Origin of the sequence: Olivibacter sp. SDN3 (assembly GCF_014334135.1) — a bacterium.
Taxonomy (GTDB): domain Bacteria; phylum Bacteroidota; class Bacteroidia; order Sphingobacteriales; family Sphingobacteriaceae; genus Olivibacter.
This window is the reverse complement of the sequence record NZ_CP060497.1, coordinates 3,252,237-3,269,746: the sequence shown is the minus strand read 5'-3', so window position 1 is coordinate 3,269,746 and position 17,510 is coordinate 3,252,237. Positions and strand designations below refer to the sequence as shown.

Sequence of the window (17,510 nt, the reverse complement as noted above, 5' to 3'; positions counted from 1 at the left end):
AAATAGTCAGCTTCCATTAAAAGCCGGCGCGGACGCCAAACGTAAAAGTTTTCACATTGGGGTAGGCTGCCGAGTCGTATCCCTGCCGTACATTATTGCTACCGTAACGATTCGTTTCCGGGTCCATCCCCGAATAATTGGTCAGCGTAAACAAGTTCTGTGCATTCGCAAATAGCGTTAGCTGCTTCAGAATCTGCTGCGTCACTTTTTCCAATGGAATCTGGTACGAAAGCTGCACATTTTTTAGACGCAAATAAGATCCATCCTCCACATAACGGTCATAAGCATCATTATTCGGCTTCACGGTAGTTGCCCTGGGGATTTCCGTATCCCTATTATCGGGTGTCCATCGATTAAGCACCGTGCGACTCTGGTTGCGGAGGCCGGTGAGATCTTCCAAGGTAATGGTGTTCTGGTTGAAAATGGCATTGCCATACACAAATTGCAAAAAGAAAGAAAGATCAAAACCTTTATAAGCAAAGCGGTTGTTTAGCCCACCATAAAAATTCGGTTGCGCGTTCCCCATCACACGCCGGTCGGCAGCGTTGATAATACCATCGCCATTGAAGTCGATGAAGCGTACATCTCCCGGGCTTGCATTTGGCTGTGCGCCTTCCGCCACCTCTTCAATGGATTGAAAAAGGCCATCGCTGATATACCCCAAAAAATTACCGAGCGGTTCGCCAACCTTCAGCAAAGTGGTATTCACCCCTGCCGGTATGATCTGATCGGCATTACCCAGACTTAATATCTTATTTCGGTTCCACGAAATGTTAAAGCCCACATCCCAGCTAAACTCACCCTGCAGCGGCACCGCGTTAAGCGTCAGCTCCAGTCCCTTATTCTCCAGGGAGCCTATATTTTTCGTACCCTCTACAAAACCCGACGTAGCAGGCACGGTCACATCCAATAGCAGGTTACGCGTCTTTTTATAGTACACATCAGCGGTAAACGTAATACGGTTGTCCAGAAAACCCATCTCCAAGCCGATGTCGGTAGAAGCAGTCGATTCCCACCGTAAATTCCGGTTTGCAATCTGCGTAGGCGTAATCCCTGTGACGATCTGGTTTCCCAGTACATAATTGGCCCCTCCCCAGAGGTCTAGTGCCGGATAGTTGCCAATACCATCTTGGTTACCCGTTGTACCGTAGCTAGCCCGTAGTTTCAGGTCGCTGAACACATTCCAGTTTTTGACCATATCTTCCTCTACCAGCCGCCATGCCACCGCCACAGAAGGAAATAAACCCCAGCGATTGTTGGCGCCGAAGCGTGAAGAGCCGTCGTAGCGCCCGGTGAGGGTGAGCAGGTACTTATCCGACCATCCGTAGTTCACCCGGGCAATCCAGCTCAGAATAGTCCAGTTGGCCGTTTGTGAAGTAGGTAACACCGCTTGATCAGGGTTTCCCAAGCCCAAGTCATTACTGCTCGTATTGTCATTCAAGAAACCTGTTGCGGAGGCTCCCAACGCTTCATAGCGCGATGACTGTTGCGTATAGCCCAGTAAGGCATCCACTCGGTGCTGACCAAATTGCCTGTTAAAATTCAGCGTATTCTCGTTTATCCAGATGAAAGTTTGGTTGGTAGAAACCGTCCCTTCGCCTCCAACTAACGCTCCGGCATCCACCGTTTGCGGCATATAGCTATCGTTCTTCATGAAATTTGCGTCCAGTCCCCACATGGTTTTAAAGCTCAAGCCCTCCAACAGTTCGATCGATGCAAAGACATTCCCCAGCCCTCTGAAGACACGATTGAAATTTTTATAATCGTTCATCAGCCCCACCGGGTTATTAAAGCCAATACCCTGTTGATTATAGCGCGTATACGAGCCATCCCGTTGAAAGACCGGCAGATCGGGCGGTGTAGTCAACATGCTGAACATCGACGCACTATTTACCCGATTTGTTGTCACATGGCTGAAAGTAAGGTTATTACCGATCTTTATCCGTTTACCGATATTCCGATCCATATTTAAACGGGTAGAATAGCGTTCTATATCCGATGATTCCATGATCCCCTGTTGATTAAAATAACCCAACGACAGCAAGTATTGGTTATCCTCACCTCCCCCGGAGGCCGACAGTTGATAGTCGTGTAAGGGTGCCCCATCACGGAATAGTGCCTCCTGCCAATCGGTTGTTTGCGGATTCAGCGCCGGGTCATACAGCTGCGGCCCACCTTCAGACACACTTGCCTCGTTTGCCAATAGTTCAAACTCCTTGGCCGTTAACAGGTCCAAGCGTTTGATTTCCTTTTGAAAGCCTGTGGAAGCATTCAAGCTAATATTCGTTTGACCGCTTTTGCCACGCCGTGTGGTAATCAGCACCACACCATTTCCCCCTCTCGCCCCGTAGATTGCCGTTGCCGAGGCATCCTTCAGCACCTGAACCGACACGATATCCGTTGGGCTGATGGAATTCAAAGGGTTTAATGAGGTAGCATCCGTAGGGCTTACATAAACCGGAATCCCGTCGATTACATATAGCGGCTCGTTGCTTCCCGTGATCGAGTTTCCGCCCCGTATGCGGATACTATTTCCCGCTCCAGGTTGCCCGCCCGTTTGCGACATCATCACCCCCGAAACGCGTCCCTGCAGTGCTTGGTCCATACTCCTGATCGGCACCCCATTCAGATCGTCCATCTTTACCGAGGCAATTGCGCCAGTAATATCCGATCGGCGTTGCGTACCGTAACCCACCACTACTACCTCATTAAGATCGGCCACGGAAGATCTTAAGGTGATCTGCAAAGTGTCATTCCCTAAAATCTCTCTCTCCGCTGGCACGTAGCCAATACTTGAAAACACTACCACAACAGGTACTTTTGGCATATTTACCTTAAAATAGCCCTCGCTATCGGTAGAGGTTAAAGACTGCGTGCCATCTTTCAGTGCAATACTCACTGCAGGAATAGGGAGCCCCTGCTCATCCAACACTCTTCCGGAGAACATTATTTCCTGCTTTGTTATCAGACCTTGAGATTTTTGCCCATCCTCCTGCAATCGTTTAATCAAGATGTTCTTTTCCTTGACCGTATACGTCAAGGACTGCTCCTGTAGCACCTTTGTCAGAAATGCTTCCAGTGGCATATCCTTTACCTGGATGTTAACCGGCTTGGTATTACCGATTACCCGATTGCTATAAATGACAAGATAGCCTGTTTGCACCTTCACCTCTGCAAAAATCTGTTGCAGGGACTGGCCTTCCGCATGTAAACTCATAGTTTGCGATAAGGAAGTTGCACTTAGGTGCATACATGCCACGAACAATAAAAAGGCCGTTATCCGCATGACGAACAATAATTGGTTCATCGCTCCGGAAATTTGTATTTTCCAGAGCGATAATATCTTTTTTATCATTAAGTTTGAGTAATAATAGTTTACATTTCTGGTTAATCTTGGCTAGCATGTAGCTATTGCTTAAAAACAGGGGGTGGTTGCGACACTTCCCTGTTTTCAGACTAAAGGTTCATCAATTTACCATCCTTACCTCCTTTCTAATCTGGATAAAAAATCAATCAATATACAGTTTCTTATTTTCTAGCTTGAAGTCGATATCAGACCCCTTTAAGAAATCGAGAACCGTAAGCAGGTCGAGCTTCTGGCTCATTTCTCCCGTAAAGGTATCTTCCGGAATCTGCCCCCGATAGATCACTTCTATTCCATACCAGCGCTGCAGCTGTTTGATCATGTCATCAAAAGGTGTCTCCATAAAATAAAAATTACCCACGCGCCAAGCCTTCGCTTCATTCAGGTCTGCTGCCTTTAGCAAAACTTTAGCATCTAGTAGCCAAGCTTCATATCCGGGCCTCAGCAATTGCGCATCCCCTGACTCCCGCTCTTCCGTGAGCGCCTTCACGTTAACCGCACCATCAAACAAGGTGGTACGTGTTATCCGTTCATTGGTATAGGCCTTCACGTTAAAAGATGTGCCCAATACCTCGATCTCCTGCCCTTCACTTTCCACTTTAAAGGGTAGTTTAGGATTCTTTGCAACCTCTAGATAAGCCTCTCCCTCAATCTTCACTCGTCGCTCTGCACCTTCAAACGCCTTTGGATAGGTGATACTACTGGCCGCATTCATCCACACCTTTGTTCCATCGGGCAGTATCAGCTGATATTGTGTACCTGTTGGCGTATGCAGCGTATACCACCCGGCTGTTGCATCCAGCCCCTGCAGTGGCGAGCCGTCCTGGTAGGTTAATCGCTCTCCCTGCACCGCGATCCCCTTTTGATCTACCGCGAGCTGAATCGTTTGGCCATTATCCAATGTTAGTGTAACCGGACTATTTTCTGCATAGATCTTTGGGGCCTCATACATTGCCATTTCGCGTTTCTCAGCAGGGCGGTACGCGTATTGATAAAGTGCCCAGGAGAATAGCACAAGCACCAGCGAAGCTGCCGCCGCCCATTTCAGCCGCCAACTCATGCTGACCTTTTTCGGCACTGGCCGCTCAGCTATATCTTTATAGATATGTGCCATCATGCGCAGCTGTGCTGCTTCTTTTCCACCGTGATACACCCGTTCAAAATCCTTCAGGTGCTCCAATAGTTGGTCCTCATCCTTTGTCTCCCGCAGCAGTTGCTGTAAGGAAGGGTTGTTGACGAGGCAGGCACGTAGCTCTTCACGCTCAGCAGCTGTTAACGTGCCGGCAGCATGTTTATGCATCAATGCCAGGATATGATCTGTTTTATTCAAGGCTCAATTCGTTGTTATATCTATAGATACAACAAGAATTACCAAACCTTACAAACAATTTCATTTTTTTAGGGAAGTTTGGCTAGCAGATAAATGAGCCAAAGGAGGATAGGCTCTTTGAGCACCTTACGCAAAGCCTCCAATGCGCGCGATCGGTTCGCAAAAACCGCATTTGGTGACATTTTCAGTTCCGCGCAGATTTCGCAGGTAGTCAGGCCCTCTAGAAAAGACAGTTTGAATACCTCCCGTTGTTTAGCTGGAAGCTTCTGCAGTGCCTCATGCAGTTGCTGCAGCCATTCTGCGCGCAGTATTTTGGTGTAAACCTCCGGGTCGGCCATAAGCAATGCTTCATCCAGTTCATGATCAAAATACTGTTTGGCATGGGCCGACTTATTATAATTGAGGCAGGCATTTTTCGTGGCAATATAGAGAAAGGCCTTGATGCTATCCTGTTGCTGTATACGCATTCTTCCCTGCCAGAGTTTCACGAAGCTGTCTGCCACGATCTCTTCCGCCACACCATCATCACGCACCAAACTTTTAGCGAAGTAAAGCAAACGTTGATTATAGTATTTGAAAATTGGAGCCAATACCGTTGTGTCGCCCTCATGCATGCGCTTCAGCATATTCGGAATTTCCTTCATTTTGGTCATTGGTTACGGATAGGAGCTCCAATTGTGTTATACCTGGCCTGCAATTTCAGCATAAATTTTAGCATTGTCCAAAATTTTTTGATTTAAATAGGTGTGTCATTCATACTTATCGTTATTTCGATTTTTCGATTTAAACAAGTTGACATAGGCCGGTTTAAAATAGGATGTACGCTACAAAGTCGAAAAATATAATTTGTCAGACTATTTATATAAAGTACGATAAAATCAGCTAAATTAGTAAGTGTACTTCGGGCAAATCATTTTTACGATTCTTGCTATCTGTGTGTTTTTAACTATCGAAAATTTGTAATTAAACCCGCTTGAGCGAGCTCCGGAAACTGGGTTATATAAAAAGCTTGAGTAAATAAACTCATCGGAACTGATCTAGATATTTTTGCAGGGTACCCAAACCAACTGATCTTCTTCTTTCATTTACATGAGCTCCGTCTTCGATAGGCATGATTTGTGCTTTACCGCTTTCATCATATTTGATCTGTGTTCCGTACAATTGTTTCTGTCTGTCTGGATAGGTATCTTTCTTGATATATTGGTTAATTTATTCTAAAAGATATTATATAGCGTCATTAGGTTTATCGTTCATTTCTAATATAAGTTCGCCTCCTTTAAGCATTTCGTCGTGCCGAAGGGCATATTGATGATAAGGTTTTCCATTTAACTGCATACTTTGGATATAGCGATTTTTCGACGAATTATGAGGGGCACTAATGGTAAAATAAATGTCTTTCCCTCGTTCATTCCCAATACGGATGCGGATACGATTAAAAACAGGGCTTGTGATTTCATAGGTCCCGTCTGCTGCTGCAACTGGGTGGATACCACTGGCCGCCAATACATACCAGGCAGACATCTGGCCAACGTCTTCGTTTCCTGCCAGCCCTTTTTCAACCGCATTATGATACGCTTGTTCACAAATTTGTCGCGTCCACTTTTGTGTCAATGAAGGCTTGCCAAGCTTATTGAACATGAAAGGAACGTGATGAACCGGTTCATTGGCGTGGTTGTAAAAGTCGTTCCAACTGAAATCGGGGGGTGTTTTTTCGAAGAATTCCTCCAAATCGTTTAACATAACATCCTTCCCTCCCATCAAATCAGCTAAACCATCAACATCATGTGGAACAAACCAACCCTGCTGATAAGGGTTACATTCAATGGTACCATACCAATGTTCTTCTCTGCCCTTCGCTGGCCAGGGAAGCCAGTTCCCTGCTTCATCCCTTGGCCTGAACCATGCCTTTTTGATATCAAATACATTTTGGTACGCCAAGGATCGCTTTAAAAACTTATCCGCATCATCTTGTTTACCAAGCTTTTCTGCCAATTTCCCAAGGCACCAATCGTTATAGGCATATTCCAAGGTTAAAGAGACACCCTGATTGCCCGGTGAATAATGCTGAGAACCATTCCCAAACTTTTCCAAAGAACCGACTGCTAATTGATAAGCCGCTTCCACATCGTAATTACGGATCCCCTTTGCATAGGCTTCCGCTAAAACATTCACTGCGGGATTTCCAATCATACAGCCCGAATAGGCATTTAACAATTCCCAACGTTCAAAATACGTTTTGTTCTTTTCCCTGGCCAAATCGGTCAACGAATTTACCACATCACCTACCACTTGCGGATTAATGAGGCTCTGTAAAGGCATTTGGCTTCGGAACACATCCCAGCCACTGAAAACCGTACGTCGTACGTGTCCGTTACTGGCTTGATGGATTTTTCCATCTCCCCCCGGGAAACGACCATCCACATCCTGCAAGCTACGCGGATCCAGTAGGGTACGGTACAGAGCGGTATAAAACACGGTCTTTTCTTCTTCGGTACCACCCTCAACCTGTATCTTCGACAATGCAGCTGACCAACTTTCTCGAGCGGCAATATGCACCTTGTTAAAATCCCAGTCTGTTATTTCTGCTTTCAGATTCCGTTCGGCACCGGCTTCATCCACAAAAGAGATACCGACCTTCATCAATACTTGCTCCTGATCTTCGGTAGCAAAAGTGGTGTAAAAACCAATATGTTTACCCTCCGCCTGCTGTGTTCCGGCTAGTATCTCGGCATTTGCAACCCATTGCTGGTAGTATTCGGCCTCGACGTTTTCCTTTTTTCGCTTAGCAGTATCTGGAATTGACGCGCTCCAAACACCGACATTTTCCAGCGGTTTACTAAATTCTGCATAAAAATATACGGTATAATCCGCTTGTCCCTCCCCATTGCCCCATCCACCACCATCGGGGGTACAACGCATCCAACCTGAAATACTATTTTTATCGCGAACCTGTACAGATTGAGCGGTTGATGTTCCTCCCACCCGTCTGGCCAAATCAATCTGGATGTTGGCTTGTTCGCTCTCTGGAAAAGTAAAACGCAAGATACCACTGTGCGGTGCAGCAGTCATTTCAGCCCCGATAGCATTATCTGTTAATTCTACCCCGTAATAACCAGCGGTGGCCTTTTCCGTTTTCTTTTCGTAATGACTTCTATACCCCGTGGTTTTACCCTCGACGCCTGCATTGGTTTTAAGCGGTCCTGTGGTGGGCATCACCAAAAAATTACCTAAATCACCAAACCAACCAATCCCACTCATCTGTGTAAAAGCAAAACCTTCGATCGTTTTATGTTCATAGCTATAACCCGACCCGTTATCTCCTCCTGTGATGGTATTTGGACTCAATTGAACCATCCCAAAGGGGGTGGTTGCGCCCGGAATTGTTTTTCCCAAACCGTGATAAACGCCAGCAGCCCCCACACTGGTGCTGGCCCCAATAAATGGATTAACATAGTCTGCCAAAACAGGTTCTTGCTTATCGTTTGGTGCACTGCAAGACAAAGAGACCAAGAGTAGAAAAAAATAGATATAGCCCAAATTCCTTTGTAACTGGTTATTCATATGATCATGGTGTTATAGTGATATGGTGTTTCTCTGTTATCAGCTTTGAGCCCTCTATTATCAGCAAACATGACGCGACCGCCATCTTTAAATGGTTTGACCGACTGGCTAATAATTAGCGTGAAAATGATCAGGAACGCCAGTCAAAAGTACCCCTTTTTTAACATTTATTTGTTTTTATTCTTATATTTTGATGGGTAGTGTACGATGGCGGGGGATTTGTTGTGCGATAGTATGGACACGAAGCTTTGAGGCGTCAATTGGTGATCTCATCCGTCTATAGACAGATGAGACCGTTATGCAGTATTATTCGATGCAATTACTCCGATAGCTTTCGACAATGCTCTAAGTGCCCTTTTATCGTGGGAAGCGTATTTTCTATAAATGTTTTGAGTTCGGGATCCTTTACCGATGTCATCTGTTTCTCAAATAACGAGATGGTCTTTGTATGATCTTTTACCATCTGTTCGATGTAAGCTTTGTCGAATTCTTCCCCGGATAGTGACGACAAATTCTTTTTGACCATTTTTTTTTCTGCTGTTGGCTCGATTGGCAAGGAGATCTCTTTTTTGTCTGCCAATATTTTCAGTTCTTCGTTCGCTTTTGTATGGTCGGTAATCATCATATTGGCAAATTCTTTGACTTTAGCATCTTCGGCTTTTTCGACGGCAAGCTCGCCGAGTTCGACTTCAGCCATGCCTCCATTAACCGCTTCTTTCACAAATTCCTCGTCATTCAGGTTGCCTCTTGCTGATTCAACGCCCCCGCCCCGATCTTGACCTGTAGCGGTTAATGTTGTATCTGAATTGCTGGTACCACTTTCAGATGTGCTACTGTTACACGCAAATAATGTAAGTATTGCCGGTGTGATTAATGTTAATATTGCTGTTTTCATAGTTAGCTACTTAATGTACTATTAGGACATTCAGGAATCCCATTTTGTTTTTTAAATCACAACAAAACACCAAGTAGAGATGTAATTGTACATGAAAAACAATAGTTAATAATTTGATGATATCGCCAACAAAACGTAAACTTTTTTGTAGATCAAGTATCTCAGTAATGTTTTACTGATTTCTTTTTTTGTTGATAGATAGATAAAAATATGGGTCTAAATATTCTTTCAGTCGTTTGGGGAGTGAAAAACTTACAGACAGCCATTGATTTTTGGAGTAAAGCTTTAGACTATGAGTTGAAGCGAACACCAGATGAAGATTTTGCAATATTAACACCAAAGAATAGGTCGGGAATTCAGTTGTCACTTAAGTTAACAAAGTCAGCCAAACCTCAACGGCATCATATAGACTTAATAACAGACAACCAGCCAGCAGAAGTAGAAAGATTAATCAAGTTAGGTGCCAGGAAATTGACAGAATGGAATTATGAACAGGATGCAGATTACGTAGTTCTGCATGATTCGGATGGAAATTCGTTTTGTGTTGTCCAAGCGGAGGATTTTTCTGACACACAATTTTTAGTTAACTTTTAGCAATTGTAGCAGGATATTGACAAAGGTCAGGATCTATGTTTTTTTACCTTGGGAGCTCGTGGTAGCATTAACAACAATAAATACCCAATCAAAAACAAAACCAGTGGAATCGACATACTAGCTACAAAATCCGTTATCATATATTTACATCCTACCCATACAAAAAATGCATTGCAAGAGATGGTTAAAATGAACACGAAATGTAACCTACTTAAATACGGAAAATCCTTCACGACTAGATATAATATTATCGAGCCTAAAAAAAATAGACCTGCGCCGAACATCGCATTAAAACCTATCCATAATTTCCACATGATCCCAGACTCGTCCATTTGTATATTCGATGACTTAAGTCGAGCTATTAAATCGTTATCCGCTGGATAAAGGTCTGTCGAGAAAAACGTCCCGTGCAAATGTAATATTCCACAGACCAGGATAATGGCAGCAGCAATGATAAAACTAATCTTTGCTATGTAATAACTTTTTAAATTTATACGCATTGTTTTTAATTTATTTACCAAACAGGTCAATACAAGATTGTATAAGTTTGAACCATCATATAACAGAAGAAATGGGTGCGGATAAACGGCGTTGCCAGTTATACCACTAATTGATTGTTGCTTTCTTTACTGTCTTACCTGCGGAGTAAGGCTGTTATAATCGTCGTTCCCAGCATAATAATGGTTAATACCATAACATGTGGCTCCGGGATAATGTTCGACAGCAGAATAAGGAAAACCAGCATGGATAAATTGGCCGTGATTACGCTGAATTTAACTACCGGCAATTTTAGTTTCGTGTAAATCAAATTGATAAACCCGTCAAAAAGCATTGCCAATCCCGCAGAAAAAAACCACATCTTAGATTCGACCGTTTCAAAATCATCATAATAAAAGGTGTAAGCCATGTGCCCTAAAGCAAAGATGATGATTAAAGCAATCAATATTTTGTAAGTCGTAAGCATCTTTTTTTTGGTAAAGGTGGTGCTTTAATAAATAATAGTGTTTGTAAAAAAACGACAATTATTTTCCGGAGGGATTGTGACGGGTAATTTTTTTATACTCCCTCGACAGATGGGCATGATCGTAGTAGCCTGCATCCAATGCAACTTGCAATAGGGTTTCATCTGGATTCTTGGCTTCTATTAATTGTTGGGATAGGGTGAATTTAATAATCCTGCAAAACTGTTTGGGCGTAAGTCCTATGGTCTGCTTAAAGAGGCGTTCTGTCTGTCTGGTCGATCTGCAGCACAGGGAGGCTATTTCATCGAGGGAAATTCTTCCTCCTGATCCGGCAATTGCAACTGTAGCTTTTTTTAAAGGGTTGTCGTATGCTTTCAGCTTATCCAAAAAGAAATTATCTAAAGCCTTTTGGAAGTTCTGTTTTAAACTTGCTAACGGTGGCAGCATAGCTTCACTTACACGGGCACAATCATCTTTTACGTCGCTTAAGGAATATGGCGGATAGAAGTATCCAAAACACGCCGGTTGAAATCGAACTCCCAAAAGTAAAACATCGGAGGGTATACGTTCATAGATAGCTTCGGTTAAGGCACCGCCCAGATAAATACCGTTCTCTTCCAGTACAGTGTTTTTCTGTGCTACCATGAACTTTTTCCCTAAGTTTGCTACAATGTCAATACAGCCGTCCGGATATAACACATCATAGCCTTCTTCTCCCCCTTTTAGCAGCCAGTAGGAACGTAAATATGGGGTTAGACATGCAGAGGGATGGTAATATTCAAATGGCATATGCGTATATTTTTAAATATTATTTTTACATATACATATACAAATGTACGTGAAGTTTTTTAGAGCTGTATACAGACGTATAAACGAATCCTCATCTCGGTTTCTTATCTGACACTGGTTTAATACGATATTGCTTTTTTAACACATCGAGTAACACTGCTCTGTCAATCCCTTTTGGCGCCTTCAGTTTTAAATTCAACCATGTATCGTTCAATACCGCAAGATGATTGTCGGCATAAAGGCTATCTATTATTTGTTGAAGAGAACTGTTTTTTAGTTCAATTCCATTGATTGTTCCATTTTCCAATTGGGAGACCCTAAACACCTGTTCACTCCTGTCCAAATAACCCAATTCATGGATCGATAAGGCAAGGTCTTCCCGATTAATCTGCAGCACCTCTTTGTTATGAAACAAAAGTAACGACAACATAATAATCATCCCATTCCAGCAACCGTGCTGTGCAACACCCCACCAAAAACCTAGTTTTAAGCGCGTGTAACTTAGCAATAAACCTCCGAACAATTGCGATCCGACTATTAACGGAGCCATCAGATAAAAAAGAAATTCTTCATTACTATAGTTACTTAAGTGTATCAAACCAAAAACAGCCACAAAGGTATATAGGATATACCGATAGTTTTTTGCCCAAAATATGCGGGGTTTTAAACGAAACCAACCTTCTATTTTACGCCAAAGCCAATTTCTGTCATAACGCAATGGTAAGCGGAATACCAATTCTTCAAATAACGGAGCGATAATAACGGCATATAAAAGTATCACCCACAACTGCATGCTGAGTAAAGGTCCCCGCAACACCAACAGATACCGATCAACCAGGTAGATAATAAAAAGTACCATACCGGTAAATAGTGCTTTATAAGAGATGGCGACTAAGAAAATTCGAACTTTATCTTTTGCAGTTAGCCGCTCCTGAAGGTATTCTGCCGGCTGCTTTATAAAAGCATTTATTTTTTTTATTTCTCTTGGGATGAGATTCATATGGGATTTCGGATTAAACCTGCAATATAATAAAATAAAAACCGCCCTTCAAGTCTTGCGGAGTTTAGCCTATTACCATTGGAGGTATGTCCGCCACATCGTTAATCCTCCTGCTGCACAGCTTTAAAGAAAACAGTGTTTGCTCCATCAAAGTGAGGCTGAAACAGCCCGTTGCCTATGTCTTCAAATGTTACCGGGACTTTGGCTGTCCGACGGGGTCGCACCTCGTCTTCGGAGAAGTGCGTATGGAATACATAGTGGTAGTTGCCATCACCCCCCACAAATAAATCTCCATGTCCGCTTCCGGGCCAGTCCGTGTTATGTACGCTCAGAATAGGGTTTTCGCCTGCTTTCTGCCACGGTCCCAAGATATTGTCACTTACAGCATAGCCTACTGCGTATTCAGGGTGACGAAAATCATTTGCTGAGTAAAACATGTAGTACCGGTCGCCCAAGCGGATCACGGTGGGGCCTTCGGCTACAGGCCAGCTTACATTGTCGACATTTTCCCAAGGCTGATCGGCTACAATTAAGGTTTCCAGTGTTTCGCTCTTTATACCCGAGTAGTCATCTTCCAACTCCACTACGTAAATACGGTTTCCTTCCGACAACCGCACGTGAAAAAGATATCGCTTGCCATCCTCATCGGTAAAGACAAATGGATCAATTTGTTTTATACCATCTGCCAAAGGGCGCTGTTCTGCTTGTTCAAATGGCCCTAGTGGACTGTTACTGGTTGCAATCGCAATGTTTTCATTGGCGGTATAAGCCATGTAAAAAAGGCCGCCTTCATACCACACCTGAGGAGCCCAAAAACCTTGGTCGCCAAATACATCCGCACGATCTAGGGCGTATCCTGAACTTGGGCCTGCCGGCCCCTCCCATATCTCAAGATCTGTCGATGTATATACTTGAAACCCCTGGTTGGGATTCTGGTCATTGGTGCCGTACAGATAATACACGCCTTCATGATAAAAAACCGTTGGGTCCGCTTGAACCACATCTTCATAGTCTGTATCATCCACTACTTCATGATCTTCATCTACCGCCCTATACGCATCGCTTTTAGCACATGCGCCAACCAAAACTGCGATCGCAACTCCAAAAATCCAAAACCTTGAGAAATGCATAGTCAATCTTTTAAATTAAACATTTGATTAATTAATCGTTTTAACTACCAGGCAATAAAACTTTGTGGCGGACAGCATTGACCTCAACGTCACAAAATAAATGGTAAATACCATGTGTAGTCTACGAATTTCCATATGGGTATAACGAATTATACAATTGGTTATTTAAACAGGCGTAATTGGTATTTTACGCACCTTCACAAAAGAAGGTAATTCATCCTAAAGAGGCACATCATTTTGATTCATTGTTTCTTCGGTTTGTCTCAAAACGCAGGTTATCCCCGTTTAACTTGCGAAATCCCAATTTTAATTTGATCGGCACCTAATTTTACCCATTCCCCTATGGTAAAGGAAACTATCTAGATGTTTCGAAACTTACTGACATAGGGTTGTCACCCGTACTTTTTTAATTTGCTATGGTAGTGTTAAACACTGTTCTAAAATGGAAAAATTAGATTTAACAAAGGAGTATAAAACCTACTTCACAGCGAAAACGACACCCGAGATTATTGAAATAGGAACGGCACAATTCCTTTCTTTAACTGGCAAAGGTGACCCCTCGGGTAAATCTTTCTTGGAAAAAATCCAAGCACTGTACACAACTGCTTACACGATCAAATTTATGTTTAAGCAGTCGAGCAAAGATTTTACTGTTTCAAAATTGGAATGCCTATGGTGGTTTGACGAAAATAAATTTGGTGGGCTTTCCTTTTCAGAAACACCAAAAAAAATAGCGAGAAGCGAGTGGGAATATCGCCTTTTAATCAGGTTACCTGAATATGTAACTGAAAATGATGTAAAAAAAGGTATTGAAACAGCCTTTAAAAAAAAGAAAATCGAACTTATCAAGAAAATTGAGTTTTATGAAATGACAGAAGGGAAATCTGTACAGATGCTCCACACTGGACCATTTTCAACAGAGCCGGAAACATTGGAGAAAATGGCTTGTTTAATGAAAGAGAATGGGTTTGAAAAAAATGGATTGCATCACGAGATTTATCTATCGGATTTCAATAAAACAAAACCGAACAGACTAAAGACTATATTGAGAGAGCCCGTAAAATAAGAAGCCCCGCAGCTAGGGTTGTATAAAGCGTATGGATAATCTGAAAAACCTACAATATGAAAACGCGAGAAAAATCCATCGGACTAACCAAAGATGTTGGTTGGCAATTTGGACTGAGAAAAACGTTCTCCTACTCACAGGAATATCTATGGGATTTTATGTTTTCTGACAAAGGACTGGAGATTTGGCTTGGAAAGCTTAATGAAAGACTGGAAATCAAAAAAACATATAAAACCAAAGAAGGAATAGAAGGCCTTGTCCGGGTATTTACGCCATATTCCCATATCCGAATGAATTGGAAAAAGAAAAGCTGGGATAATATGTCAACCGTTCAGGTAAGAGTAACAGGCAATCAGAAGAAGGCGACGATCAGCTTTCATCAGGAAAAGCTTCTAGACGACACCCAGAGAGAAGAAATGAAAATCTATTGGAATGAGAAAATGAAAGAAATTGAGAAAAGATTAGCGATTGAGAACTGATATCACTATGGATAACAGCATAATTATAACAACCATTATTGTATCACAGTACAAGGCAGGTCTCGGTATGCTTCGCCAAGCCATTGAGAAAATACCGCTAGAGCAATGGAACAATGAAGAATATAACAATCCAAACTGGCAGATTGCCTATCATATTTTATGGGGAGTAAAATTCTATCTTGGAGCTAACCCTGAATGTTATATTCCTTGGGAAAACGCTATTGATGGTGCGGAAAGCCTTGGTGGAAGCCAAGACTGGGAAAACCCTGATGAAGGCGTAGTTGTGGAAGGCAGTCATACAAAAGAAGAATTGTTCGCATTCATCGACGACATTGAAAACAACCTACAACACGCCGTTGAAACGTTACCGCTCGACCAAGATTCGGGGTTTGAATGGTATCCTTACACTCGTTTAGAGCTACATATTAATAGTATCCGTCACATCCAACACCATACAGCACAACTTATTGAGCGGCAAAAAGAAAAAAGAATGACAGGGTTTCCCTGGTGGGCAGATCAAAACCCACCACAGGAATGGTAAAATTGCCTTCTTTGACAATTCTTATAACAAGCGGAATGATCGGCCGGGCTCATCTATGGGAACTTAGTACATCAACTATCTATCTAACAGCTTAAGCCATGTACCGAACGATGCCGCTTTCTTATACCGTGAATATGCTCTCCATAGCTCTTCGGTTAATCCTCAACTGCCTCATAGTCTAGGGGTACCATATTTGCGATTCGGCTCGCCCATCCCCAATAATCCCCAATCAGGAGATCATGCGGACTGTAAAAAGTGCCGTTCGCGTCGATGACAACCCGACTTCCTGGTTTAAAGTGTAACATTGAGATAGGATGTTGTACTCCTCTTCTCGTTTTTAACTGTTGCATAACGAATAATGGTTCTTCTTTAGTCTCAGTGCCAACAATTTGCAGATCGTGTGTACTTGAGAACCATTTATTTCCATCATCGTCAACTTTTATAACACTGTCGGCCGTTAATAGATCCGAAGAGAGATAAGATAGCGTGTCCTGCTGTTTCATGACTTTCCGATAGTACGAAAGTGAATCGTCGGGGTAGTTTTTCCGCTCTTTATCAATTTGCATTACACGAGATTTCTCTTTATTTGGGCTTTTAATTAAATAGCGTGCCTCAAAACCTTCTTCAATGATATTGTTTTTATAAAGACTTCTAATAAAATGCATAAGTGAATTCTTATAAGCCTGCTCTCGACGTCGTTCGAATTTCTTTCCGGTATCAATCTTAACAAAATGCGGATAACCTGCGTAAAAATGCGTTTTACGGCGATAGTCTATATGAAAATCGATCAATAGATAATCTATCTTATACCCCAAAGCTTTGTTTTCAATGGTAATTGGCTTACGCGCAAAGACCTGCAGTAATCTTCTTTCTTTATCGTATTCAAAATAGATATCTTCTTTGTTCAATATTTTACAAGATCGGGCGTTTCTCCCCGTACCGATAAAAGCTTCTTCGAAAACCCTCCCCCACTTACGCCACCCAGCGCCCGGATCAGCTTCAACAACCACCTCATCTAATACATTAGATGCCGGCTTTATCTTAACCAGCCGCTTTGCAAGTTTGTTTTTACCCACTTGCAGGATAAACACCAAAGGCTCAAAGCCTACCGAGGATACGACTACTTCATAATTGCCCGGCTGCTTGATCGAAAAAGAGAATTTTCCAAATTCATCGGCACTACTGCCGATGCTGGTGTTATTTAAGTATATACTTGCTCCAGCAATAGGCTGGTCATTCTCGCCGTTAACGATTCTGCCCTGTAAGACAACCTGGGTGTAGCCTAAGACAGGAAAAGTTATGAAAAGAAAAAGGCAACTTAACTTTCTGAATTGGCACATATGACTGAGCTACGGATATCCTTAGTTATTTATAACATAGTAACATTTAGTTTTGTTTACCTATAAATTGGCGGTAAAAGCGGCCTGGATGATAGACTGTCTTGTTTTGGTTGACTGGAAAACACATATTTCTTTTTAGAATGAATACCAGACCAACGAGACTTCTCTGCTTCGCTCATGTTTCTCATTTCTAATTTCAATGCTTGTCTGTCAAGTTGAGCTTTACTGTTCAACTTCTAATTCCTAAATACCTTATTATCTCAAGTTCAGCATTTGAATTTGGGTATAAATTACTCCAAAAAGGTCTCTTTAAAAATAAGTTTTCTTTCGAAATCCTGAACTTAGTTTTTCACAAAGATTTTTCAAGGGGTGTTGACCGTTTTTTATCATGTTCCATTGTATCCATTCGAACGGCATAATCAACGTGATTAAGTTTTTTTGTAAAAAACGGCTGTTTTA

Annotated in this window: 14 protein-coding genes; 4 read left to right on the top strand and 10 right to left on the bottom strand. The window is 42.5% G+C overall.

From position 1 onward, the window contains the following. Positions 1-16: 16 nt before the first annotated feature. The 5 genes from H8S90_RS13515 to H8S90_RS13495 form a co-directional block, all read right to left on the bottom strand. A complete protein-coding gene (locus H8S90_RS13515; RefSeq protein WP_187338400.1) occupies positions 17-3,355 on the bottom strand; it encodes a TonB-dependent receptor in 3,339 nt (1,112 codons plus the stop codon). Positions 3,356-3,509: 154 nt separating this feature from the next. Further along, on the bottom strand, positions 3,510-4,214 hold the full coding sequence (locus H8S90_RS26450; RefSeq protein WP_370525701.1) for a FecR family protein: 705 nt from the start codon (positions 4,212-4,214) through the stop codon (positions 3,510-3,512). 548 nt (positions 4,215-4,762) lie between these two features. Further along, the gene (locus tag H8S90_RS13505; RefSeq protein ID WP_187338398.1) at positions 4,763-5,347 is read right to left on the bottom strand and encodes an RNA polymerase sigma factor; all 585 of its coding nucleotides are present in this window, start codon (positions 5,345-5,347) and stop codon (positions 4,763-4,765) included. A gap of 571 nt (positions 5,348-5,918) precedes the next feature. Next, positions 5,919-8,255 (bottom strand): GH92 family glycosyl hydrolase, encoded by a 2,337-nt coding sequence (locus tag H8S90_RS13500; RefSeq protein ID WP_187338397.1) that lies wholly within the window; start codon positions 8,253-8,255, stop codon positions 5,919-5,921. A 319-nt stretch (positions 8,256-8,574) separates the two neighbouring features. Further along, positions 8,575-9,150 carry a DUF4142 domain-containing protein gene (locus H8S90_RS13495; protein WP_187338396.1) on the bottom strand — a complete coding sequence of 192 codons (576 nt, stop codon included), beginning with the start codon at positions 9,148-9,150 and terminating at the stop codon, positions 8,575-8,577. A 210-nt stretch (positions 9,151-9,360) separates the two neighbouring features. Between H8S90_RS13495 and H8S90_RS13490 the strand changes: the two genes are divergently transcribed. Further along, a complete protein-coding gene (locus H8S90_RS13490) occupies positions 9,361-9,744 on the top strand; it encodes a VOC family protein (RefSeq protein WP_187338395.1) in 384 nt (127 codons plus the stop codon). Between the two features lie 634 nt (positions 9,745-10,378). Here the strand turns inward: H8S90_RS13490 and H8S90_RS13485 are convergent. The 4 genes from H8S90_RS13485 to H8S90_RS13470 form a co-directional block, all read right to left on the bottom strand. Beyond that, positions 10,379-10,708 carry a hypothetical protein gene (locus tag H8S90_RS13485; protein WP_187338394.1) on the bottom strand — a complete coding sequence of 110 codons (330 nt, stop codon included), beginning with the start codon at positions 10,706-10,708 and terminating at the stop codon, positions 10,379-10,381. 58 nt (positions 10,709-10,766) lie between these two features. Then, the gene (locus H8S90_RS13480) at positions 10,767-11,495 is read right to left on the bottom strand and encodes a helix-turn-helix transcriptional regulator (RefSeq protein WP_187338393.1); all 729 of its coding nucleotides are present in this window, start codon (positions 11,493-11,495) and stop codon (positions 10,767-10,769) included. A gap of 91 nt (positions 11,496-11,586) precedes the next feature. Further along, the gene (locus tag H8S90_RS13475; protein ID WP_187338392.1) at positions 11,587-12,495 is read right to left on the bottom strand and encodes a CPBP family intramembrane glutamic endopeptidase; all 909 of its coding nucleotides are present in this window, start codon (positions 12,493-12,495) and stop codon (positions 11,587-11,589) included. A gap of 101 nt (positions 12,496-12,596) precedes the next feature. Then, positions 12,597-13,625: a glycoside hydrolase family 43 protein gene (locus tag H8S90_RS13470; protein WP_187338391.1), complete on the bottom strand. Its 1,029-nt coding sequence runs from the start codon at positions 13,623-13,625 to the stop codon at positions 12,597-12,599. A 442-nt stretch (positions 13,626-14,067) separates the two neighbouring features. On the opposite strand from H8S90_RS13470, the gene H8S90_RS13465 reads away from it, so the two are divergent. Genes H8S90_RS13465 through H8S90_RS13455 form a run of 3 tightly spaced genes read left to right on the top strand, consistent with a single transcriptional unit; the run spans position 14,068 to position 15,711 of the window. Beyond that, positions 14,068-14,691 carry a GyrI-like domain-containing protein gene (locus tag H8S90_RS13465; protein ID WP_187338390.1) on the top strand — a complete coding sequence of 208 codons (624 nt, stop codon included), beginning with the start codon at positions 14,068-14,070 and terminating at the stop codon, positions 14,689-14,691. 56 nt (positions 14,692-14,747) lie between these two features. Beyond that, complete coding sequence (locus H8S90_RS13460; RefSeq protein ID WP_187338389.1) at positions 14,748-15,170, top strand: SRPBCC domain-containing protein; 423 nt, start codon at positions 14,748-14,750, stop codon at positions 15,168-15,170. Between the two features lie 7 nt (positions 15,171-15,177). Next, the gene (locus tag H8S90_RS13455; protein WP_187338388.1) at positions 15,178-15,711 is read left to right on the top strand and encodes a DinB family protein; all 534 of its coding nucleotides are present in this window, start codon (positions 15,178-15,180) and stop codon (positions 15,709-15,711) included. A gap of 155 nt (positions 15,712-15,866) precedes the next feature. On the opposite strand, the gene H8S90_RS13450 is transcribed toward H8S90_RS13455, so the two are convergent. After that, positions 15,867-17,051, bottom strand: a complete 1,185-nt coding sequence (locus H8S90_RS13450; RefSeq protein ID WP_187338387.1) for a carboxypeptidase-like regulatory domain-containing protein — start codon at positions 17,049-17,051, stop codon at positions 15,867-15,869. Positions 17,052-17,510: the final 459 nt, after the last annotated feature.